Source organism: Corynebacterium pilbarense, assembly GCF_026930265.1.
In the GTDB taxonomy this organism is placed as follows: domain Bacteria; phylum Actinomycetota; class Actinomycetes; order Mycobacteriales; family Mycobacteriaceae; genus Corynebacterium; species Corynebacterium pilbarense.
The window spans coordinates 50,620-68,195 of sequence record NZ_JANRML010000004.1 but is presented as its reverse complement, the minus strand read 5'-3'; the positions used below and the strand labels follow the sequence as shown (position 1 = coordinate 68,195).

Sequence of the window (17,576 nt, the reverse complement as noted above, 5' to 3'; positions counted from 1 at the left end):
TTGCAGTCCGGGAAGGCGCACTGTCCTAATGTAACTTTTAAATCATGGCAAGAGTTTTAGGGCGAGTCCGCATCTCCAGACTGACCGAGGAATCCACCAGCATCCAGAGACAACGAGATCTAATCGAGGATTGGGCAAGCAAGAACGGGCACGAGATCGTGGCGTGGGCTGAGGATGCCGACGTTTCCGGCAGCGTCTCTCCCTTCGACGCTCCGGCGCTCGGGAGGTTCCTCACCGAGGAGGGATCTCGAGGGTGGGACATTATGGTCGCTTGGAAGCTGGATCGTCTCGCAAGAAACGCCGTCAACATGCACAAGCTGTTCGGCTGGATCCAGGAGAACGATAAGCAGCTGGTATGCATCTCTGACAACATAGATCTCTCAACCTGGGTAGGTAGGTTGGTTGCTGGTGTTATCGCCGGGGTCGCCGAGGGCGAGCTAGAAAACCTTACTGATCGTGTCTCAGCGGGTATGCGGGAACTTCGCCAGACCGGGCGTTTCCAGGGAGGCGCTGCCCCGTTCGGTTACAAGAGCGCTCCGAAGGAAGGCGGGGGTAGAACGCTGGTTAAGGATCCAGAGCAACAAGAGGTGTTGCAGTGGATCTTCGAGCAAGCTCTCAAGAACCGAACTTTCGTGCAGATCGCCGAGGATCTCAACAGCAACAGAAACTTCGCTCGTAACGAATACAACGGAAAAACAACCCAGGGCTGGCACGCAACCACCATCGCGGCCATCCTGAAGAACAAAGCGTATCTCGGCTGGACAACGTACGAGGGGAAGCCGGTTCTCGATAACAACGGCGAGCCGGTGAAACGCTGTGAGCCCTCGATCTCGGTCGAGGACTTTAACCGGATCCAGGAACTGTGCTCGCGCCGTGGCTTCCGGGGTCGAGCATCGCCCAAGATGTCACCGCTTCACGGGGTAATCGAGTGCTGGGAATGCGGACACAACCTTCACTACCACCGGATGAAAACCGAGACCGCTCACAACTACTGGTGTCGCTATCACGAGAACAGGAAAGGAAAATCGATCAACGCTAAGGTTGCCGAGGATCGCCTCGATGAGCTGGTAAGAGATTTGATCGGAGAGCTACCGATTCTCGAAAAACGTATCTCTACCATCCGTTCTTCGGAGGAGGAGCTGGAGGAAGCACGCGCCACCTACCGGGAGATCGCGAGCTTTCTTTCGACGGTTCCCGACGAAGCTTCCCGCAAGACAATTTTCGAGCAGCTGGAAAACGTTAACCGAAGGATCCAGGAGTTGGAAAAGGCCGTGCATTCCACGGATGGCACCGAGTGGGTCGATACCGGGGTGACCTTCGGCCAAAGGTGGGAGGAGCTCGATGCCGAAGGCCGGAGACTTCTTCTCACATCGGCAGGGATCCGGTACCGAGCCCGAACAATCGTTAAGGGTACCCGGTGGACGCTCCCGATCCTCGAGACTGAGCTGATCGTTCCCGAGGAGCTCCAGCTTGCAGCTCGCACGAAAGGTTTTAACCTGCCGGAGATCGAGCGTCGGCAGCGTCAGCAGTGGTGGGAGTCTCTCACCGAGGAGGAGCGCCAGGCGTGGCTGGACTCCGGGCTCGAGACCCCCGGCTCCGAGGAGGCCGAGAACGCATGATCTTTCTCGAGGAGTTGAACACTAACAAAGGCGTGCTGGTTGTTCGTTCGGCCGGTACGCCGAGGCCCGAGGATCTCGACCAGCGCATCCTTACCGAGGGCTGGAGCGCGCTGCTGTTGTTTAGCTACGGCGATCTCCTCTTCGAGGCGTGGGGCCGGATGTACGTCGAATTCCAGGAGAGCTCGGATGAGTTTGCGAGTATCGCCGAGGCGGCTGTCGAGCTCGGCATGTCCACCGAGGAGCTGGTGGCGCGCATGGTCGAGGACGGTCTGTTCCTCGAGACCAGCGACGGTTTGATCGCAAGCCCCCACCCCGATCTCCGGCGCATCTCTAGCTGCTAAACACGCTGGTCACGCAGCTGGTGAATTTAAAGAGGCGGTTTTCCGAAAGAGGACACCTACATACATTATGAGAGGCCGACCCACCCAGAATGGGGCACCCTGACATTTGAACATCTATATACCCTATGAGCGGTCATTCCACCCGGAATCGGGTAGTCAAGATTTGTGACACCTATATACATTATGAAGAGTCCGATCACGGATGAATGTAATTAGGCGCAAAGTGAGATTGTCTCACCTACGTACATTGTGAGAGGTTCCGACTCCGAGTGAATATAAATGGGCACAAAATGAAGTTGTGACAGGTATATACACTATGAGACCCCAAAACCCCCAGAATGGGGTAATTGGCACTTTGTCTCATCTATATACACTATGAGAGCTCCGGGGAGGGGGACCACAGGGGGAGGGGTTGTCAGTCAGTTACTGTTAGCGGCCTTCCGGGCCGCAGTTACTTAGTTTGGATCGCCGAAGCGATCCACTTACTAACTAAGTAATACTCTGAGTAAGCAAGTAAGTAAGTACCGAGGAGGTGCTTACGGTTGCTTACGGTCTTACTCTTAGTAATCACAGACGAAATGAAATGAGAGTCTGTGGTTACGGTTGTAGGTTATCTTACGGTGGTAACGTTCGTAAGCTCTCAAGTTCGCTTACTCACTATACGACCTGGTAATTCACACCAGCCGAAGGAGACACTAGCCGGTGCCGAGGTTGGACGCTTCGCGTTCGGCAGGACAATCCCGCCATCGCGGGCGATAATGCTGGTAGCCACCGGACAGTTACTCCCCCGGTAGCCTGGTGGTTAGGTATTGCGTCGAGCTGCCCACGACCTCCCCGGGCGCTCCGCAGTACCGCCCGAGCGCACGTGAGACCCGGCCGGGAAGATCGTCTCGGCCTTCGGCGAAAATCTCTCAGCCTAAAAGCCTTTGAGCTTGGGCTCGCGCCACAACCCGCTGAACGGCGGGTTGCTTTTGTTATATCCCCAACACCAGGAGCCATCCCCGAAGGACGGCTCCACCCCTAGACCAATACCGAAGCACGGTACCGGCGTTGAGGGGAGCGTACGACCGCTGCTGCACTCCCGGCAGCGGTGTTGTCGTGCGTTTCCCTGAGCGTCGTTGCACGCTCAGTTTCCCTCCAGGGTTAAATATCGCTCCCCTGGAAGGCTGGTTGTTGGTCTGCCCCTGCTCGGTCTTACACCGGGCGGGGGCGCTCTTATTTTGTCGCAAACACTATCGATAGGACGGTGACCAATGACCAGACTCCCGAACGGCTGCACGCCAGAACAGCAGCGCGAGTACAACCGCCGATACCGGCAGCGCCAGGCGGCGTATCGAGACTGGATTGATTCCATCACAACCCCGCTCGGCATCACGCGCGAGCAGCTGACAACCAGCGATAACGCTAGGCGAGTGCGAGAAGCTCTCCTGGATCTACAGCACCGCGTCTAAGCGGCCTAGAAGGCCCGTAGACAGCCCAAAACAATCGGCAGGGGCAAACGTTCAGGAACAGGCTCTCAGGCGCTTAGAAGCGCTTGTATCGCACGCATGTACTACCGAAGTTGCCCGGAAGCTCCGGGAGCTTCGCCCTGCCAAGACCAACAACCAGAAAGGAACGTATGCCAACAAAGTTTGACCTCGGCCCCGGCCGATCCCACCTCAAGATTCGCAAAGATCCGGATCGGCTGGTGGTGCGCGGGCCGAACAGATACGACCTGACGCAAGAGTCAGCCTTCCGGCTGGCTGATCTGCTGGTCGATTACGCCGAACAGCTCGGAGAGGAGGAATAGATGCCTATCCCAGAATCAATCGCCGAGCATCTCGGCAACCAGAACGCCCGACCTTCGGCAGCGCAAGTGCTTCGCGATCTACTCGAGACCGCCGAGGTTCCAGACGGCACGAACGGCGCTGTCCACGCTTACCCGGGCGAATACCACGCCCGCTAACACCAAAACAGACCAACACGAAAAGGAAACAAGAATGCACTACATGGTTACCCCGAACGACACGATCAACGTCACAAACGGCTTCGGCCTTCGCCACCCGAAGAAGGTCTCGACCCTGCTCGAGGCCGCTGCCGCGCTCGACCAGGCAAACACCGAGGCCCCAGGTTGGGATGGCGTGCTCGACCCGAAAAAGGTCGCGTCCGTAGTTCGCGCGAACGCTGAGCACACGGTAACCACCGGCCAGGCACTCACCGACGCGAGCAACCAGGCGCGGCAAAAGATCGCGTACGCGGTCACCGAAGCCGTCACAGAGAACCTGGACGAATACCTCGACCAGCTCGAAGAACGCTTCCGCAACGCTGCCGAGGAGTACACCAAGGCAGCGCAAGAGCTGCCCCGCGAGTTCAACTCTGAGGACGTCACTCGCTGGGAGCCGGGAGTGTTTGATGCGTACGCCCGCGCAAAGCAGGCGAACGGCACTATCGAGGCAACCAAGCAGTGGCTGCTCAACCTCGGCCGTGTTGTGCGTACCGAGAAGTTCGACCCGCGCCACTCCTCGGAGTTTCTGGTTCTCTCCCCCGAAGCTCTCGAAGGTTATGTGTCGATCCAGACCGCGAACGGCTCCACCACCGACCCGGCGCTTAGAGCGGTCAACCCGGTACGCCTCAAGGCTGTCAAGGACGGTATCCCGCTGTCGGTCTCGCTGCCCTCCGAGGTGAAAGAGTCGATCAAGCAGTTCGAGTCGCAGCGCCAGGCGCTGAGTCAGCAGGAGTCGATCGAGCTTCGCAACCGGGCGAAGGCGTACTAGACGAAAAAGGGCGCACCCGGGTCATCCGGGCACGCCATTCTTCCTGGCTGCGACGGGGCTGTCTACAGGCCCGTTGCGTCTTGCTAGCTGCGAACCTCCTCAGCCTCGAGCGGTTCCCCATTCATCTGGCGAGAAATCTCTTCCTGGCGGCGGATTGACTCCCTGATCCGGTGGATGGATTCCTGGAGGCGCTCGCTCGCCTCGCGCTCCGCAGGGCTGAGGTAGTGCACCTCAGGCTCGGATTCCGCTTCGGTGCTCGGTTCGGTCTCTGCCTCCGGTTTGTTCGGCTTAGCTTCTTCCTCCGGCTGGCTCGGAGCGGGCTTGTCCGCAGGGATCTCGACCATCTGGTGGCTCGCACCGCGCGAGCTGCCGGACTGATCGTTCAACGCGCCGGAGCCGACAACACCACCGACGATGGCAGCGATCAAGGCCAGGATGCCGAGCACGGCACCAATGGTGTTTACATCGACCTTGAGGTCAGCGGGGTTGAACTTGGGGATGTTCATGATCTTCCTCCTGGTAGAGAAGTGGTTGACACGACCGCGAAAACCTTACCACAAACTTAGAGTTCGCTGTCTATTTACAAGGCGGCTAGGGGGTAGCACCTGGTTGAGTGCTTGCGCTGCCGGGGCTGGCAGCGAGCTAGAGCGGGCTGGCACCGGCTACCGCGAGCGGGTGGCGCATCGGCGCTCCTGCCGGGCGCTGAGCAGGCTTTTTGCCGAGCACGCTAGGGCACCGGCCGGGAGAGCAGTCGCCCTCGGCTAGAGACACTGGCTTTTCCTCCGGCGCAGGGCTGCCTGCCTGGACTTACTCGCTGTACGCCTCTCTAAGCGATTGAATATACCTCCCGGGGTGATGTGCCAACGTTGGCTGTAAGGCGCTCTACGGGCCTTCTAGACCACTTTATGGACGTTCTACTTTTCGCCCCTGCTCGCTAGGGGCACGGGGTATACCCCCGCCCCCGCACGCAAGACCGGCAGTGATAGAGCCTGCCCGTCCCGATGCCCAAAAACTCTCTGTTTTTCTAAAAACAACTACACGAAAGAAGCGATAACCAATGAAAACCACAACCAGGCCGAGCATCTCTCCGGCGCAAGAGCGCCAGCTCCGCAGGCTGTCGGACGCACGGGCCTACTACGCCGACGCTGAGACACCAGAGCAGCACACGATACTCGCTAACCAATGGCTCGAGGCTAACGATCAAGACCGACTGCCTCAGGCGCACTACGACGTGTTGCGCGAGTACCGGCTTAAGCGGTGTAGCGGCTGTCGAACCGTCTACCCGGTCGAGAGTTTCGTACTGCGCAAGAACGGCAAACGCAACTACCAGTGCAAACAGTGCGAGGCTCTCCGGCACAAGGCATACCGCAAGAGCGATCCCGAGAAAGTCAAGAAACAAGGCCGGGCAGCGAGCCAACGCTACCGCGATAGCCACCCGTGGGCTATCAAACTCCAAAACGGCGAGGAGCGAGCCCGTGAGGCCGGAGCGCCGTGGGTAAAGATCCGCGAGGCCGAGCTCCTCGAGAGCTGGAAGATCCGGGGTATCGACCCGAACTTCTCGCACTACTCCGGAAAACCCCTGAATAACGCTAACCGCTCGCTCGATCACCTCGACCCGCTTAATCGGCCGGGAACTATGGGGCACACGCTAGAGAACTTGTTCCCCTGCACCATCGAAGAAAACACGCACCTCAAGCGCGGGCAGCACCCGCTTAAAGGACTCAAGAAAATCTGGGAGACAGCATGACGATCACACAACCAACCAACCTCGGCAGCGCCGGAGCAGCACTCTGGTGCGCCATGACAGAAGAGTTCGACTTCACCGGCGAGCCAGGCAAGATCGCCATCCTCGAGCGAGCTTGCCGAGTATCCGACCAGATCCACCGGCTCGAGGAGGCCACCGCCACCGAGCCCATGACCGCGAAAGGCAGCATGGGCCAGCTTGTTATCCACCCGTTCATCCAGGAGATCCGCCAGCAGACCAGCACGCTTAACGCGCTGATTAAGTCGCTCGGGCTCCCGGAGACCGAAGAAGAAAAGCTCTCGAAGGCCGAGCAGCGCAGCCAGCACGCCCGCAACGCGGCACGCGCTAGATGGGAGGATGCCCGGTGACTGTTCGACGCAACGCGCGTGTATCCACAACCCCGCAGAGTGTCGCAGCAGAGCTCGGAGAGCAGGCCCGCTTCATGTTCCCGCGCGAGCCAGTGTTGCAGCGTGGCACCGGCATCTCGATCCCCGGAGCAGAGGCAGCGTACGAGGAGTTTTTCGAGCAGCTGACTGCCCTGGTTTGCTCCCGTGTGATGCACGCCAGCAGGGGTTTTGTCCTTGACGTCGCTCGACTAGCGGGCGTTGCCCCGGCCGACTGGTATCGCGAAGCAATAAGAGAGGCGGATGATTACCGTGGCGAAGCTAGCAGCAACCCCCGAGCTCGCAGAGCTGCTCGAGCGCGACGGGGAGGATAAGACCGAGCACTACCAGGCGTGTTGTTGTATCGCCCTGGCGGTGCTTCGCGCCGGTGGCAGCGAGCAGGATTACGACCAGCTGCTCGACGGCAGCGATCTCGCGGCAAGCTACAAGTACGGCGAACGCAAACGCCGGTACGACGCTCACCAGGCGTGGGAGTTTAGCGAGCAGCACTTCGAGCCGGAGACTCCGGCAGAGGCGCTCGAGGCTATCCGGGATGATCTGGTCAACCTTCGCCGAAGAATCGAGGAGTCTCAGCTCCCCCGGCGAGTAATCCCTACGGTGCTCGCGGTGGTGGACGAAGGTATCAGGCGGGGAGCCTGGACGATGGATCTTAGCGTGAGAGATCTCGGGCTGGTGGTGGGCCGATCCCCGGCCACGGTCTCACGCCACCTCAACACAGCAGAACACGCCGGTTGTCTCTACCGGACACCGGCTGAGGATGGACTAGCCGGGAAGGTTACTCTCGAGGTGACCTTCGGAGAGGTAACCCAAAAAGGGAAAAATGAAACACATAAAGAAACACTAGGTACTAGTTATGTGTTGCAAAATTCCCTTTTCTCCGGCCACGGTCTAGGGCCGACTGCCGGAAGGTTGTGGAAGGCCCTCCTCAGTCTTAACCGTGTATCGAGTGCCGCTAAGGTAGCACGCACTGCCGAGGTTGATCCCAAGACCGCCCGAGTGCATCTGCCCCGGATGGCAGAAGTAGGGCTGGTAGACACCATCCGCAAAGGCAAACGCACGTTTTATGCTCCGGCTACCGAGCCGGATCTCGAGGTCGCGTGCTTTCTCGCCGGGGTGGACGATTCTCGCGAGCAGCAGCAGGCACGCTTCGACGCTGAGCGCGAGCTCTACTCCCGGGTGCTCGCCACCAGAGCACCAGAAGAACCCGCTCCGGCCGAGCAAGAGCCACAACCCGCCCCCGGCTTGTTCGATACGCCTTCCGCTCCAGGCTTAACCGAGAGCTCCTCGGGGGATCTTCGCAGCGTCTGGGGCGACACGCTGGTCTGGAGCGCAGCGTAGCTCGAGCTGCTCGCCTCGACGGGCGTAACGTTCGCTCGATGCTCTAGCCGGTAGGTAACGCTGGTGCCGGGACGGTTCTCGAGAGCCTTCTCACCTGTTGTTGCAGGCAGCGGGCTCTTCCGGTTCGTGTTTTTAGACGCGCTCGCTGTTCTGGACATTCCGAATGTTGCCGTCAAAAACCCGTCGTGACCAGCAGTAACTTACTAATAGTAAGGTACTGACCGGACGAAAACAAAGAGCCTTCGCGTCCGTTGCCGAAGGCAGCGGACACTCCTGGTTCGTGCTTACGGACGTTTGCGAGGTTCTGGAGTTAAGTAACTCACGCAAGGTTGCCAGTTCCCTAGACGAGCGGGACAGGGGTGTAACCAGTAGTTACACCCTTGGAGGAAAACAGCAGGTCACAACGGTTAATGAGTCTGGTCTGTACGACGTAATCTTCCAGTCTCGCACGGCGGGCCGGTACCGGCCCACGCGCGCCAGCATCTCGGATGCGTGGTCGAGCCGGAAGCGAAGAGGTTTCGTCGCTGGGTGACTAACGAGGTTCTCCCGGCGATCCGCAAGACCGGCGCGTACATCACGGACAGCATCCTTGATTCGGACGATTCGTGGACATGCCGGGGACGGCGAAAACCGCCCTACAGCGGGCGGTTTTATCGGCAATCGTTAGAACGGCAGTGCCGCGCGCAATTGTGGATTACCAACCAGCGCAGCGCCCAGACCGCCAATCAGGCCGAGTAGACCAATGACCAGCGCGATGATCGAGCCGGTAGAGCTTCCAGCCTGCTCTTCCTTCACGGTCTTGGTTACGGTCGCAGCCTCGGGAGATTCAGTCACTGTGACTGTTTCAGTTGAGGGGTGGCAGGCTTCACGACGGTTGTCGTAACGACCTCTGCTTCGGCCTTCTCGGTCAACGTTACGGTAGCCGCAGATTCAGGGGCATCAACAGTCTTTGTGACCGTCGCCGTCACCGGATTAGCCTTCTCGGTAACCGTGCGTGCCTCGGTCGATTTTTCCGTCACTGTGACGGGCGACAGTCACCGGCCTAAACGTGCTGGTGGTGTGTTCAGACCGAGGAGCCGAGCACGAGTACCGGGACAGGCTGGGCACGATAGGCGTAGACGTACAGACCGCCGGAGTTACGTTCCTCACCGGCGCAGGAACAGAACCCCAGCAGTGGTGGAACAGCGTTCACGAATACGCCCGGCGCGCCGGGCACGATCTGGTGGTGGTGGATCACGCCAGCGGAGTGCTCGACGGCGATGAGCTGGAAAAGTCACCGTGGCGCGAGTTGTGGACACAACGCCTAAGCAAGTTCGATCTGCCGTGGTGCTGGTGGTTGTTTGGCGCTTAGCGGGCGTTTTAGCGGGGGTTTTGGCCGTGGTTTCGGTGTTGCCCTGGGCCTCCCGCTCTGCTTTTTCCTGGCCCGGTATTCACGCTGGGCAATGGCTTCCTTAGTCATGGACAACGGTTTCCCGGTACGCGGGTTAATCGGCGCGTCCGTCGTGGTGGTGTCCGTCGTGCTGGTGTTGTCGCTGGTCTTGGTGTCTGGTGTGTCTGCCATGCCACCAGCGTGTGGGGTGCTGGGAGGTCTGTCTGTGTGTGTACCCCCGTCACCACAAGGAGACATGCACGCATGTATACATACATACGGACATGCAGACATGTCTGTCTGTAGGTGTGTTTGTGGGTAGTCATGTGGGCAGACAGGTATGTATGTGGGTAATCTCACAGGCCCACATACCCGCCGGTGAACCAATTTACATGCAACACACATGCGTACATGTTGATGTGTTCTCGTGTGGACAAACTGGTCTGGTTAAGGGCTGGCTGGCGGCCGATTTCCGGTGTGTTCGACGGTTGCCCTGAGCGCGGTGTTCACCACCACTGAGGCTGTTCGCTGAGCATCCCGCCACCCCCGCCGCCCTAACAGCGCCGGTGGCATGTACTCGCCCGGCCCTAAGCTCGATCTAGCCGGAGTGTAAAGGCCCAGGTCAGCGTCATTTCAGGGTGTACCCTGTAGGGGACACCTGGTTTGCGTTTCCCCAGGTCAACGGGGGTGTACCTGTACCTGTACCCCCCTTTGTCTATTCCCCCACCTACTTACTCTTGTGCGCTAGCTTTCAGGCTAGCGCCATCGGTCTAGTGAATTAGTTTGTGAAAAAGTTGTAGCGGACTCATGGCCCGCTACACAATGACATAAACACAAACCGATGGACAGCCTTAGCGGGCTGTCCCTACGACCGGAGAGCTACCAAGCTCGACGGTTTGTTTCGTTCCATTATGGCCGGTGAACAGGAGTCACCGGCACAGGGTTTGACAGACCGAAGAGAGACAACATAACGGGGCCATAGTGCCCCGTTTTTTGTTTGTCAAGACCGGAGAGACAGACACCGCCGAAGAACAAGGGCGTAACCATCTGCTACACCCTGGACACCGAAGAGCGGAAAGCAGGTGTCGGTACTACCGACACATGGTCTGAAACAGCAGGTCACATTGGCTGTAAGGGTGGCTGTACAGACACCCCTGCTTGGGTAAAACCCGCCTTGACCAGCGAGACCTTTGTAGTGCAAAGGTATGGTCTGGCAAACGTTTATGCAGGTTACGGCAGGTGGCTGACATCCGCAGTACGGATGTATGGCTGGTCATAGCAGTAAAAGATGACCGTAATAGTAGTACGGTCATCGACCGTTTATGCAGGTCACGACGGTTTTAATTCTATCGTTACTACCGATAGTAACCCTCGCTGACGCCGGGGACGGTGGAGCGGAGTACCCCGGTTCCCCTAAGCGTGTGCGAGGTTCTGGAGTTGCGAGTAGATAACATAAAAGCGCCTTGACCAGCACGACTTTAGTACTACTAAGGTCATCGATTCGCTTGGCAGGAAGCAAGAAACAGCCATCGTGAACGAGTCGGGCTTGTACGACGTGTTTTTCCAGTTACGCAAGGCACATAAAGACGGGAGAGATCACCACCCCTGCGAGGCGTGGTGGCGGGAGGCAGATCGTGATACTGCCAGCGCCACAAACTTCACCCTTAGCAACAAGCGCCTAGCTAGCCATGCGCCTCAAGTAGGGAGCTTTACACCTTCCATGCGATCCGAGATGCGGACGGATCAAACCGGGTACCCGGTTCGCCGTCGAGCACGTTCCTGCGCCGGAACTGACCGAGGAGCAGCGGGAGCGAATTATCAAGGCCGGTAAGCGCGTGCTCGAGGCTCGAGCTCTCCACCCGGAACGCTCGCTCGCCAAGCACTACAACCCGCTCGCGATGGATCCGGCGCTTCTCGACGCTCACAAGATTCTCGACCGGGAGGTCGATAATGCCTTCGGAGCTTCGCAACGTCTCCAGACCGAGAGACAGCGCCAGGAGCTTTTGTTCGCTAACTACGCCCGGCTAGTCGAGGAGCAGTAGAGCGTCTGCCTTCGAGCGGAGCAGTCCTGTCCGAAAACAGCGATCTCGACATTACCCCTGCTCGACGGCTCATTTTTAAATGTGCCGTAAGCGCAGTTTGCCAACGCGCAGGCCGGGCAGAGCAGCTTCGACATGGTCTTTTGTTTGGGGTTGGTGCAGCGCTTTGCGTGGTAGAGGTTGACCGGTCCTTCTTGCGGGTGGAACGCGGCGACTTCTAACACGTCGCCGAATTCGTGCTCCATGTATTCGGCCCCTGTCATGGTGGTGCCGTCGGTGCAGATAAGCGTGACTTCGTCTGCGTGGCCGGATTGGATGCGGGCCCAGTCGGCGATCGGAACCAGGATGATCGGGCGGAAGTTCGCCTTCGGTATGCCTTTGCCGTCGCGCAGGATCCTGATGAGGGTGTGGGCCATTTGGGCGGCGGCGGGGTCGTCGGCGTCGATGAGTTTGCGCAGCAGGTGCTCAAGATCGGCCAGGTCGCGCTCGTTGTAGGTCAGGATCATGGTGCGCATGCCCGTCTTGGAGCGGGAAAACCTGCACGAGGGTGCTGCGGGTTTGACGGGTTGTTTTATCAGCCGTTTGATGCGCTTGGTCAGTGCCCTATAGGAGCCGCGGTGGCGCACCAGGTCCAACCGGATGCGCCAGCGTTCGGCGGCTCCTTCGACGGCGAGCAACTTTTTCTCGATGTGCACGAGCTGGTCGACCGGCAGACCATGAGCAGCCTCGAGTGCGTCGCGTTGTTTGCGGGTGAACTGGGTCGGGCCAAAGTACGCGTGGTGCACCCGCGCCAAATCGCGCACCCGGCCAGACGATAGGCCGGCGGCCATGGCCACGCCGCGGTCGAAGTCGGCGAGCACACCCACGCCTGCGGAAACAAAGTCGGTGAAGTTCATGGGCTGAAAGCTAGGGCAACGGATGGGCGTCGAAAAGCATCCGCGAAAAATCTGTGGATAAGCACCGCCAAAAGCCGCCGCCACAACACGGTTGTCCACAGCTAAACCAATCAGGGCTTGACAGGTAGAATCCCAGGCCATGAACGACTTCCCCGATTTCCCGGACGATCTGCCCGCAGACGCCAGCGCGAACGATTTCGAGCGCGCCGACGCCGGCGGCTTCACTGACACCCCGGAGGGCTTCAGGTCGGGGTTCGTCAGCTTTGTGGGCCGCCCGAACACCGGCAAGTCCACGCTGACGAACGCGCTGGTGGGGGAGAAGATCGCGATTATGGCGGATCAGCCGGAGACCACACGCCACCCGATCCGCGGCGTGATCAACCGCGAAAACGCGCAGGTCATCGTCGTGGACACCCCGGGTATTCACCGCCCGCGCACGCTGCTGGGCGAACGTCTCAACGACGTGGTCAAAGACACCTTCGCCGACGTGGACGTCATCGGGTTTACGGTGCCTGCGGACGAGAAGATAGGCCCCGGCGACCGCTACATCCTGGAGCAGATCCGGGAGACGAAGCCGAACACGCCGATCGTGGGCATCGTGACCAAGCTGGACAAAACCGGCAAGGACACCGTCGGCGAGCGCCTGCTGGAGCTGCACGAGCTGCTCGGCCAGGACGCGGAGCTGGTGCCGGTCTCGGCCACGGAGCAGGTGCAGATCGACGTGCTGCTTGACGTGCTCGTCGATAAGCTGCCGGAGGGCCCGCGTTTCTACCCCGAGGACCACACCACGGACGAGGACATGGAGACGCGCATCGCGGAGCTGATCCGCGAGGAAGCGCTGCAGGGGCTTCGCGACGAGCTGCCGCACTCCGTCGCCGTCCAAATCGACGAGATGCACCCGGACACGGACAACCCACAGCGCACCATGATCTACGCCGTGCTCTACCTGGAACGCCCAGGCCAAAAACGCATCATCGAGGGCCCGGATGGACGGCGTTTGAGCGGCATCGTGCACCGCGCCCGCAAGCAGATCATTGAGCTGACGGGGCGAAACGTCTACCTGGACGTGCGCGTGAAGGTGTTGAAGAACTGGCAGCAGGACCCGAAGGCGCTGGGCCGGCTTGGCTTCTAGAGCCCCGCGCCCGAATTGGCGCGACCGCGCGTTCGTGGTGCGCACCTACGATTTCGGGGAGGCGGACCGGGTGGTGGTCCTGCTCACCCGGAACCACGGGCTGGTGCGCGGGGTGGCCAAGGGCGTGCGCAAAGCGAAGAGCCGCTTCGGTTCGCGGCTGCAGCCGTTCGTGGAGGTCGACGCGCTGATCTACCCGGGCCGAGGCCTATCGACGATCGCATCCGCCGACACCGTGACCTACTTCGGTGCCCGCATCATCGACGACTTCGACCGCTACGCCGCCGCCTGCGCGGTGATGGAAACGGCGGAAAAGCTCAGCTTCGAAGAAGCCGAACCCACCCTGTTCGCCCTGGTCCAGGACGCGCTGAAAAACCTGCAGACCAACCAGCACCCCACGATGGTCCTCGATGCGTTCATCCTGAAGGCCACCGAGCACGCCGGCTGGGGGTTAAGCCTGTTCGACTGCGCGAACTGCGGCGCGCCCGGCCCGCACAAGGCGTTCAACGCCAGCCAGGGCGGGGCGGTGTGCAACAACTGCCGCCCGCCGGGTTCCATGGATGTGCACCCGGAAACGTTGCACGAGATGTGGTTGATGGAGCGGGGGAGCAGCGTGTCGTCGATACGCGTGGCGCAGATTCACCGCGCAACGGTGGCGCACCTGCAATTCAACCTGGAAGCCGGGTTGAAAAGCTTCAAGATTATGGAGCAGGCATAATTGGCACCCATGGGCGCACCGAATATTGACAAGAAGTTCATCCCGAAGCACATCGCGCTGGTGATGGACGGCAACGGCCGCTGGGCGCAAAAGCGCGGCCTGAAGCGTACCGAGGGGCACAAGGTGGGCGAGGAGAAGCTCATGGACGCCGTCGACGCGTGCATTGAGCTCGGCGGCGTCGAGTGGCTTTCGGCGTACGCGTTTTCCACCGAAAACTGGAAGCGCTCGCCTTCTGAGGTGCACTTTCTCATGAACTTCACGCGCGAGGTGCTGCGCCGCCAGCGCGACGAGCTGCACGCCAAGAACGTGCGCGTGGTGTGGTGCGGGCGCCGCCCGAAGTTGTGGGGCAGCGTCATCGAGGAACTCGAGGTCGCCGAGGAGCTGACCAAACACAACACCGGCCTCACGCTTGCCATGTGCGTCAACTACGGCGGGCGCGCGGAGATCACAGATGCGGTGCAAAAGCTTATCGACGCCAACGTGTCCACCGTCGACGAAAAAACCATCGCCCGCTACCTGTACCGCGCGGACATGCCGGACGTGGACCTGTTTCTGCGCCCGTCGGGCGAGCAGCGCACCTCGAACTTCCTGCTCTGGCAGTCCGCGTACGCGGAGATGGTGTACCAGGACGTGCTGTTTCCGGACTTCACCAAGGAAGACCTGTGGGACGCGGTGCTCGAGTACGCGAAGCGCGACCGCCGCTTCGGCGGCGCGGTGGACAAGTTCGCGGATAAATAGTCAGCGTTTGGCCTGGCAGGCGCGGCACACGCCGTAGATTTCGGCGTCGTGGTCGACCAGCTCGTAGCCGTAGTGCGAGGCGACGAGCTCGGCCCACTTCTCCACGGGCCCGCCTTCGATTTCCTCGCTGCGGCCGCATTCGGCGCACACCAGGTGGTGATGGTGGTGGCCGGTGAGGCAGTCGCGGTAGAGGGTTTCGCCGTCGGGGGACTGCAGCACGTCGACGGCTTTGACCTCGGCGAGTGATTGCAGTGTGCGGTAGACGGTGGTGAGGCCGACGGACGCGCCGTCGGCAAGCAAATGCTCATGGATAGTTTTCGCGGACGCGAACTTGTCCAGCCCCCGCAGCGTCTCCACGACGGCGGCGCGCTGGCGCGTCATTCGCGGGCCCAGCTTGGGCACGGGGCGCGATTGCCCTCGGCGGTTCGTTTGCGTCATACCATTGCAGTCTAGCTAGTCGCGCACGGGCTTTGGAGTCTGCGGGGCGAGGCCGGGATCCACTTCGGGACGCACCGTGGCAGGCGGGTCGACGATCGCCGCGCCAATGGATCCGCCGGCGCTCCCGCTGTTCTCCCGCCTGCGCTTGCGTAGCTCTGCCAGCTCGTCCTGGGCCTCGGTGAGTTTTTCCAGCGACGCCAGCTCGTGGATGATGCCGATGATGTCCGGCTGGTCCAGCGCGTAGAGCACCTCGCGGCCCTTGCGCGACGACGACACCAGGCCCGCCGAACGCAGCACCCGCAAGTGCTGGGAAATCACCGGCTGCGACTTCTCCAACTCGGTGACCAGCTGGTGGACGACCTTCTCTTCCTCGGCCAGAAGCAGCAGAATCTCCAGCCGGGTTTTCGAGTCCAGTACTTTGACGAGCGCGGCAGTGCGGTCCACGTCCTCGTCCGCCAGCTTTGGAAGGTCCGCCAAAACGTAGCGTTCGCTCACGGCGTCCCCTTTCCTCAGCGCCAATGGGAAACAGATGTTTCGTTCAGAATACAAGAATGCCTAAACAGAGTGGGACTTATGTCCAAACTGGGCGGGTGACCGGAGGCGCTCAAAGGCGGGCTATGCTGTTGTCCGTAATTTGCACGCACTTTCCCACCAGGAGATGTTGATGCCCGCATCAAAGATTGAGACCGTCGTTAACCTGTGCAAGCGCCGCGGACTGGTGTACCCCGCAGGCGAAATCTACGGCGGAACCCGCTCCGCGTGGGACTACGGCCCGCTCGGCGTGGAACTGAAAGAAAACCTCAAGCGCCAGTGGTGGAAGCACATGGTGCAATCCCGCCGCGACACCGTCGGCGTGGACACCTCCGTCATCCTGCCCACCCGCGTGTGGGAAGCCTCCGGCCACGTCGAAGTGTTCACCGACCCGCTCGTTGAGTCGCTGTACACCCACAAGCGCTACCGCGCCGACCACCTGCTGGAAGCCTACGAGGAAAAGCACGGACACCCGCCGGCAAACGGCCTGGCGGACATCAACGATCCGGAGACCGGCCAGCCCGGCAACTGGACCGAGCCGAAGGCATTCTCCGGTTTGATGAAGACCTACCTGGGCCCGGTGGACGACAAGGAAGGCCTGCACTACCTGCGCCCGGAGACCGCGCAGGGCATCTTCGTGAACTTCAAGAACGTGATGACGTCGTCACGCATGAAGCCCCCGTTCGGCATCGCGAACACCGGCAAGAGCTTCCGCAACGAGATCACCCCGGGCAACTTCATCTTCCGCACCCGCGAGTTCGAGCAGATGGAGATGGAGTTCTTTGTCAAGCCCGGCGAGGACGAGAAGTGGCACGAGTACTGGATTGACAACCGCTACAACTGGTACGTCGACCTGGGCATCAACCCGGACAACCTGCGCCTCTACGAGCACCCGGAAGAAAAGCTTTCCCACTACTCCAAGCGCACCGTGGACATCGAGTACGCCTTCGGCTTCACCGGCTCTAAGTGGGGCGAGCTCGAGGGCGTGGCCAACCGCACCGACTACGACCTGAAGACCCACGCGGAGGCCTCCGGCGAGGACTTGAGCTACTTCGACCAGGAGAACAACGAGCGCTGGATTCCGTACTGCATCGAGCCGGCCGCGGGTCTCGGCCGCGCCATGATGGCCTTCCTCATCGACGCTTACGACGAGGAGGAGGCCCCCAACGCCAAGGGCGGCACCGACACCCGCGTCGTGCTGCGCCTGGACCGCCGCCTTGCGCCGGTGAAGGTGGCCGTGCTGCCGCTGTCGAAGAAGCCGGAGCTGTCCGGCCCGGCCGAGGAGCTCGCCGCGAAGCTGCGCCAGCACTGGAACGTCGACTACGACACCTCCGGCGCGATCGGCCGCCGCTACCGCCGCCAGGATGAGACGGGCACCCCGTTCTGCGTCACCTACGACTTCGACACCCTGGAAGACCAGGCCGTCACCGTGCGCGAGCGCGACACGATGGAGCAGGAGCGCGTGCCGCTGGCGGAGCTGGAGTCGTACCTGGCCGCCCGCCTGATCGGCTGCTAGATT

The 17,576-nt window shown here is 60.7% G+C and carries 22 protein-coding genes; 16 read left to right on the top strand and 6 right to left on the bottom strand.

Features of this window, described 5'->3' with window-relative positions; all coding sequences use genetic code 11:
- Positions 1-44: 44 nt before the first annotated feature.
- From NUW87_RS04890 to NUW87_RS04865, 6 genes are all read left to right on the top strand, one after another.
- Positions 45-1,619, top strand: a complete 1,575-nt coding sequence (locus tag NUW87_RS04890) for a recombinase family protein (RefSeq protein ID WP_269027502.1) — start codon at positions 45-47, stop codon at positions 1,617-1,619.
- Entirely contained in the window at positions 1,616-1,960 is a 345-nt protein-coding gene (locus NUW87_RS04885; protein ID WP_269027501.1) for a hypothetical protein, read from the top strand. Before NUW87_RS04890 ends, NUW87_RS04885 begins: the two co-directional genes overlap by 4 nt.
- 1,253 nt (positions 1,961-3,213) lie before the next feature.
- Positions 3,214-3,411 (top strand): hypothetical protein, encoded by a 198-nt coding sequence (locus tag NUW87_RS04880; protein WP_269027500.1) that lies wholly within the window; start codon positions 3,214-3,216, stop codon positions 3,409-3,411.
- Positions 3,412-3,578: 167 nt separating this feature from the next.
- A complete protein-coding gene (locus NUW87_RS04875; protein WP_269027499.1) occupies positions 3,579-3,749 on the top strand; it encodes a hypothetical protein in 171 nt (56 codons plus the stop codon).
- Entirely contained in the window at positions 3,750-3,905 is a 156-nt protein-coding gene (locus NUW87_RS04870; protein ID WP_269027498.1) for a hypothetical protein, read from the top strand.
- A gap of 34 nt (positions 3,906-3,939) precedes the next feature.
- Entirely contained in the window at positions 3,940-4,713 is a 774-nt protein-coding gene (locus NUW87_RS04865) for a hypothetical protein (RefSeq protein ID WP_269027496.1), read from the top strand.
- Positions 4,714-4,796: 83 nt separating this feature from the next.
- Here the strand turns inward: NUW87_RS04865 and NUW87_RS04860 are convergent, their stop codons facing one another.
- Positions 4,797-5,219, bottom strand: a complete 423-nt coding sequence (locus NUW87_RS04860; RefSeq protein WP_269027495.1) for a hypothetical protein — start codon at positions 5,217-5,219, stop codon at positions 4,797-4,799.
- A gap of 551 nt (positions 5,220-5,770) precedes the next feature.
- On the opposite strand from NUW87_RS04860, the gene NUW87_RS04855 reads away from it, so the two are divergent.
- Positions 5,771-6,460 (top strand): hypothetical protein, encoded by a 690-nt coding sequence (locus NUW87_RS04855; protein ID WP_269027494.1) that lies wholly within the window; start codon positions 5,771-5,773, stop codon positions 6,458-6,460.
- Entirely contained in the window at positions 6,457-6,825 is a 369-nt protein-coding gene (locus NUW87_RS04850; RefSeq protein ID WP_269027493.1) for a P27 family phage terminase small subunit, read from the top strand. Before NUW87_RS04855 ends, NUW87_RS04850 begins: the two co-directional genes overlap by 4 nt.
- A 297-nt stretch (positions 6,826-7,122) precedes the next feature.
- Here NUW87_RS04850 and NUW87_RS04845 read toward each other — a convergent pair whose 3' ends face one another.
- Complete coding sequence (locus NUW87_RS04845; protein WP_269027492.1) at positions 7,123-7,323, bottom strand: hypothetical protein; 201 nt, start codon at positions 7,321-7,323, stop codon at positions 7,123-7,125.
- Positions 7,324-7,872: 549 nt separating this feature from the next.
- Between NUW87_RS04845 and NUW87_RS04840 the strand changes: the two genes are divergently transcribed.
- Complete coding sequence (locus tag NUW87_RS04840; RefSeq protein WP_269027491.1) at positions 7,873-8,199, top strand: hypothetical protein; 327 nt, start codon at positions 7,873-7,875, stop codon at positions 8,197-8,199.
- A gap of 217 nt (positions 8,200-8,416) precedes the next feature.
- The gene (locus NUW87_RS04835) at positions 8,417-8,731 is read left to right on the top strand and encodes a BRO-N domain-containing protein (RefSeq protein WP_377734971.1); all 315 of its coding nucleotides are present in this window, start codon (positions 8,417-8,419) and stop codon (positions 8,729-8,731) included.
- A 131-nt stretch (positions 8,732-8,862) separates the two neighbouring features.
- Here NUW87_RS04835 and NUW87_RS04830 read toward each other — a convergent pair whose 3' ends face one another.
- Positions 8,863-9,033 carry a hypothetical protein gene (locus tag NUW87_RS04830; RefSeq protein ID WP_269027489.1) on the bottom strand — a complete coding sequence of 57 codons (171 nt, stop codon included), beginning with the start codon at positions 9,031-9,033 and terminating at the stop codon, positions 8,863-8,865.
- Positions 9,034-9,256: 223 nt separating this feature from the next.
- Between NUW87_RS04830 and NUW87_RS04825 the strand changes: the two genes are divergently transcribed.
- Positions 9,257-9,550, top strand: coding sequence for a hypothetical protein (locus NUW87_RS04825; RefSeq protein WP_269027488.1), 294 nt, complete (start codon positions 9,257-9,259; stop codon positions 9,548-9,550).
- 1,853 nt (positions 9,551-11,403) lie between these two features.
- The gene (locus tag NUW87_RS04820) at positions 11,404-11,610 is read left to right on the top strand and encodes a type IIL restriction-modification enzyme MmeI (RefSeq protein ID WP_269027487.1); all 207 of its coding nucleotides are present in this window, start codon (positions 11,404-11,406) and stop codon (positions 11,608-11,610) included.
- Here NUW87_RS04820 and NUW87_RS04815 read toward each other — a convergent pair.
- Entirely contained in the window at positions 11,583-12,503 is a 921-nt protein-coding gene (locus tag NUW87_RS04815) for an HNH endonuclease (RefSeq protein ID WP_269027486.1), read from the bottom strand. The genes NUW87_RS04820 and NUW87_RS04815 overlap by 28 nt on opposite strands.
- A gap of 139 nt (positions 12,504-12,642) precedes the next feature.
- On the opposite strand from NUW87_RS04815, the gene era reads away from it, so the two are divergent.
- Genes era through NUW87_RS04800 form a run of 3 tightly spaced genes read left to right on the top strand, consistent with a single transcriptional unit; the run spans position 12,643 to position 15,088 of the window.
- Positions 12,643-13,635 (top strand): GTPase Era, encoded by a 993-nt coding sequence (gene era / locus NUW87_RS04810; RefSeq protein WP_269027485.1) that lies wholly within the window; start codon positions 12,643-12,645, stop codon positions 13,633-13,635.
- Positions 13,625-14,350 (top strand): DNA repair protein RecO, encoded by a 726-nt coding sequence (recO, locus tag NUW87_RS04805; protein ID WP_269027484.1) that lies wholly within the window; start codon positions 13,625-13,627, stop codon positions 14,348-14,350. Before era ends, recO begins: the two co-directional genes overlap by 11 nt.
- Before the next feature lie 9 nt (positions 14,351-14,359).
- On the top strand, positions 14,360-15,088 hold the full coding sequence (locus NUW87_RS04800; RefSeq protein ID WP_239218639.1) for an isoprenyl transferase: 729 nt from the start codon (positions 14,360-14,362) through the stop codon (positions 15,086-15,088).
- Here the strand turns inward: NUW87_RS04800 and NUW87_RS04795 are convergent, their stop codons facing one another.
- Positions 15,089-15,526, bottom strand: a complete 438-nt coding sequence (locus tag NUW87_RS04795; RefSeq protein ID WP_239218640.1) for a Fur family transcriptional regulator — start codon at positions 15,524-15,526, stop codon at positions 15,089-15,091.
- Between the two features lie 15 nt (positions 15,527-15,541).
- Positions 15,542-16,021, bottom strand: coding sequence for an ArsR/SmtB family transcription factor (locus NUW87_RS04790; RefSeq protein ID WP_269027482.1), 480 nt, complete (start codon positions 16,019-16,021; stop codon positions 15,542-15,544).
- 169 nt (positions 16,022-16,190) lie between these two features.
- Between NUW87_RS04790 and NUW87_RS04785 the strand changes: the two genes are divergently transcribed.
- Complete coding sequence (locus tag NUW87_RS04785; protein WP_269027481.1) at positions 16,191-17,573, top strand: glycine--tRNA ligase; 1,383 nt, start codon at positions 16,191-16,193, stop codon at positions 17,571-17,573.
- The last annotated feature ends 3 nt before the right edge of the window (positions 17,574-17,576 follow it).

Excerpts from the sequence above, each read along its gene's own strand:
- NUW87_RS04890 (WP_269027502.1), top strand. The coding sequence starts at position 45 with ATGGCAAGAGTTTTAGGGCGAGTCCGCATCTCCAGACTGACCGAGGAA.
- NUW87_RS04885 (WP_269027501.1), top strand. The coding sequence starts at position 1,616 with ATGATCTTTCTCGAGGAGTTGAACACTAACAAAGGCGTGCTGGTTGTT.
- NUW87_RS04880 (WP_269027500.1), top strand. The coding sequence starts at position 3,214 with ATGACCAGACTCCCGAACGGCTGCACGCCAGAACAGCAGCGCGAGTAC.
- NUW87_RS04875 (WP_269027499.1), top strand. The coding sequence starts at position 3,579 with ATGCCAACAAAGTTTGACCTCGGCCCCGGCCGATCCCACCTCAAGATT.
- NUW87_RS04870 (WP_269027498.1), top strand. The coding sequence starts at position 3,750 with ATGCCTATCCCAGAATCAATCGCCGAGCATCTCGGCAACCAGAACGCC.
- NUW87_RS04865 (WP_269027496.1), top strand. The coding sequence starts at position 3,940 with ATGCACTACATGGTTACCCCGAACGACACGATCAACGTCACAAACGGC.
- NUW87_RS04860 (WP_269027495.1), bottom strand. The coding sequence starts at position 5,219 with ATGAACATCCCCAAGTTCAACCCCGCTGACCTCAAGGTCGATGTAAAC.
- NUW87_RS04855 (WP_269027494.1), top strand. The coding sequence starts at position 5,771 with ATGAAAACCACAACCAGGCCGAGCATCTCTCCGGCGCAAGAGCGCCAG.
- NUW87_RS04850 (WP_269027493.1), top strand. The coding sequence starts at position 6,457 with ATGACGATCACACAACCAACCAACCTCGGCAGCGCCGGAGCAGCACTC.
- NUW87_RS04840 (WP_269027491.1), top strand. The coding sequence starts at position 7,873 with ATGGCAGAAGTAGGGCTGGTAGACACCATCCGCAAAGGCAAACGCACG.
- NUW87_RS04815 (WP_269027486.1), bottom strand. The coding sequence starts at position 12,503 with ATGAACTTCACCGACTTTGTTTCCGCAGGCGTGGGTGTGCTCGCCGAC.
- era (WP_269027485.1), top strand. The coding sequence starts at position 12,643 with ATGAACGACTTCCCCGATTTCCCGGACGATCTGCCCGCAGACGCCAGC.
- NUW87_RS04800 (WP_239218639.1), top strand. The coding sequence starts at position 14,360 with ATGGGCGCACCGAATATTGACAAGAAGTTCATCCCGAAGCACATCGCG.
- NUW87_RS04795 (WP_239218640.1), bottom strand. The coding sequence starts at position 15,526 with ATGACGCAAACGAACCGCCGAGGGCAATCGCGCCCCGTGCCCAAGCTG.
- NUW87_RS04785 (WP_269027481.1), top strand. The coding sequence starts at position 16,191 with ATGCCCGCATCAAAGATTGAGACCGTCGTTAACCTGTGCAAGCGCCGC.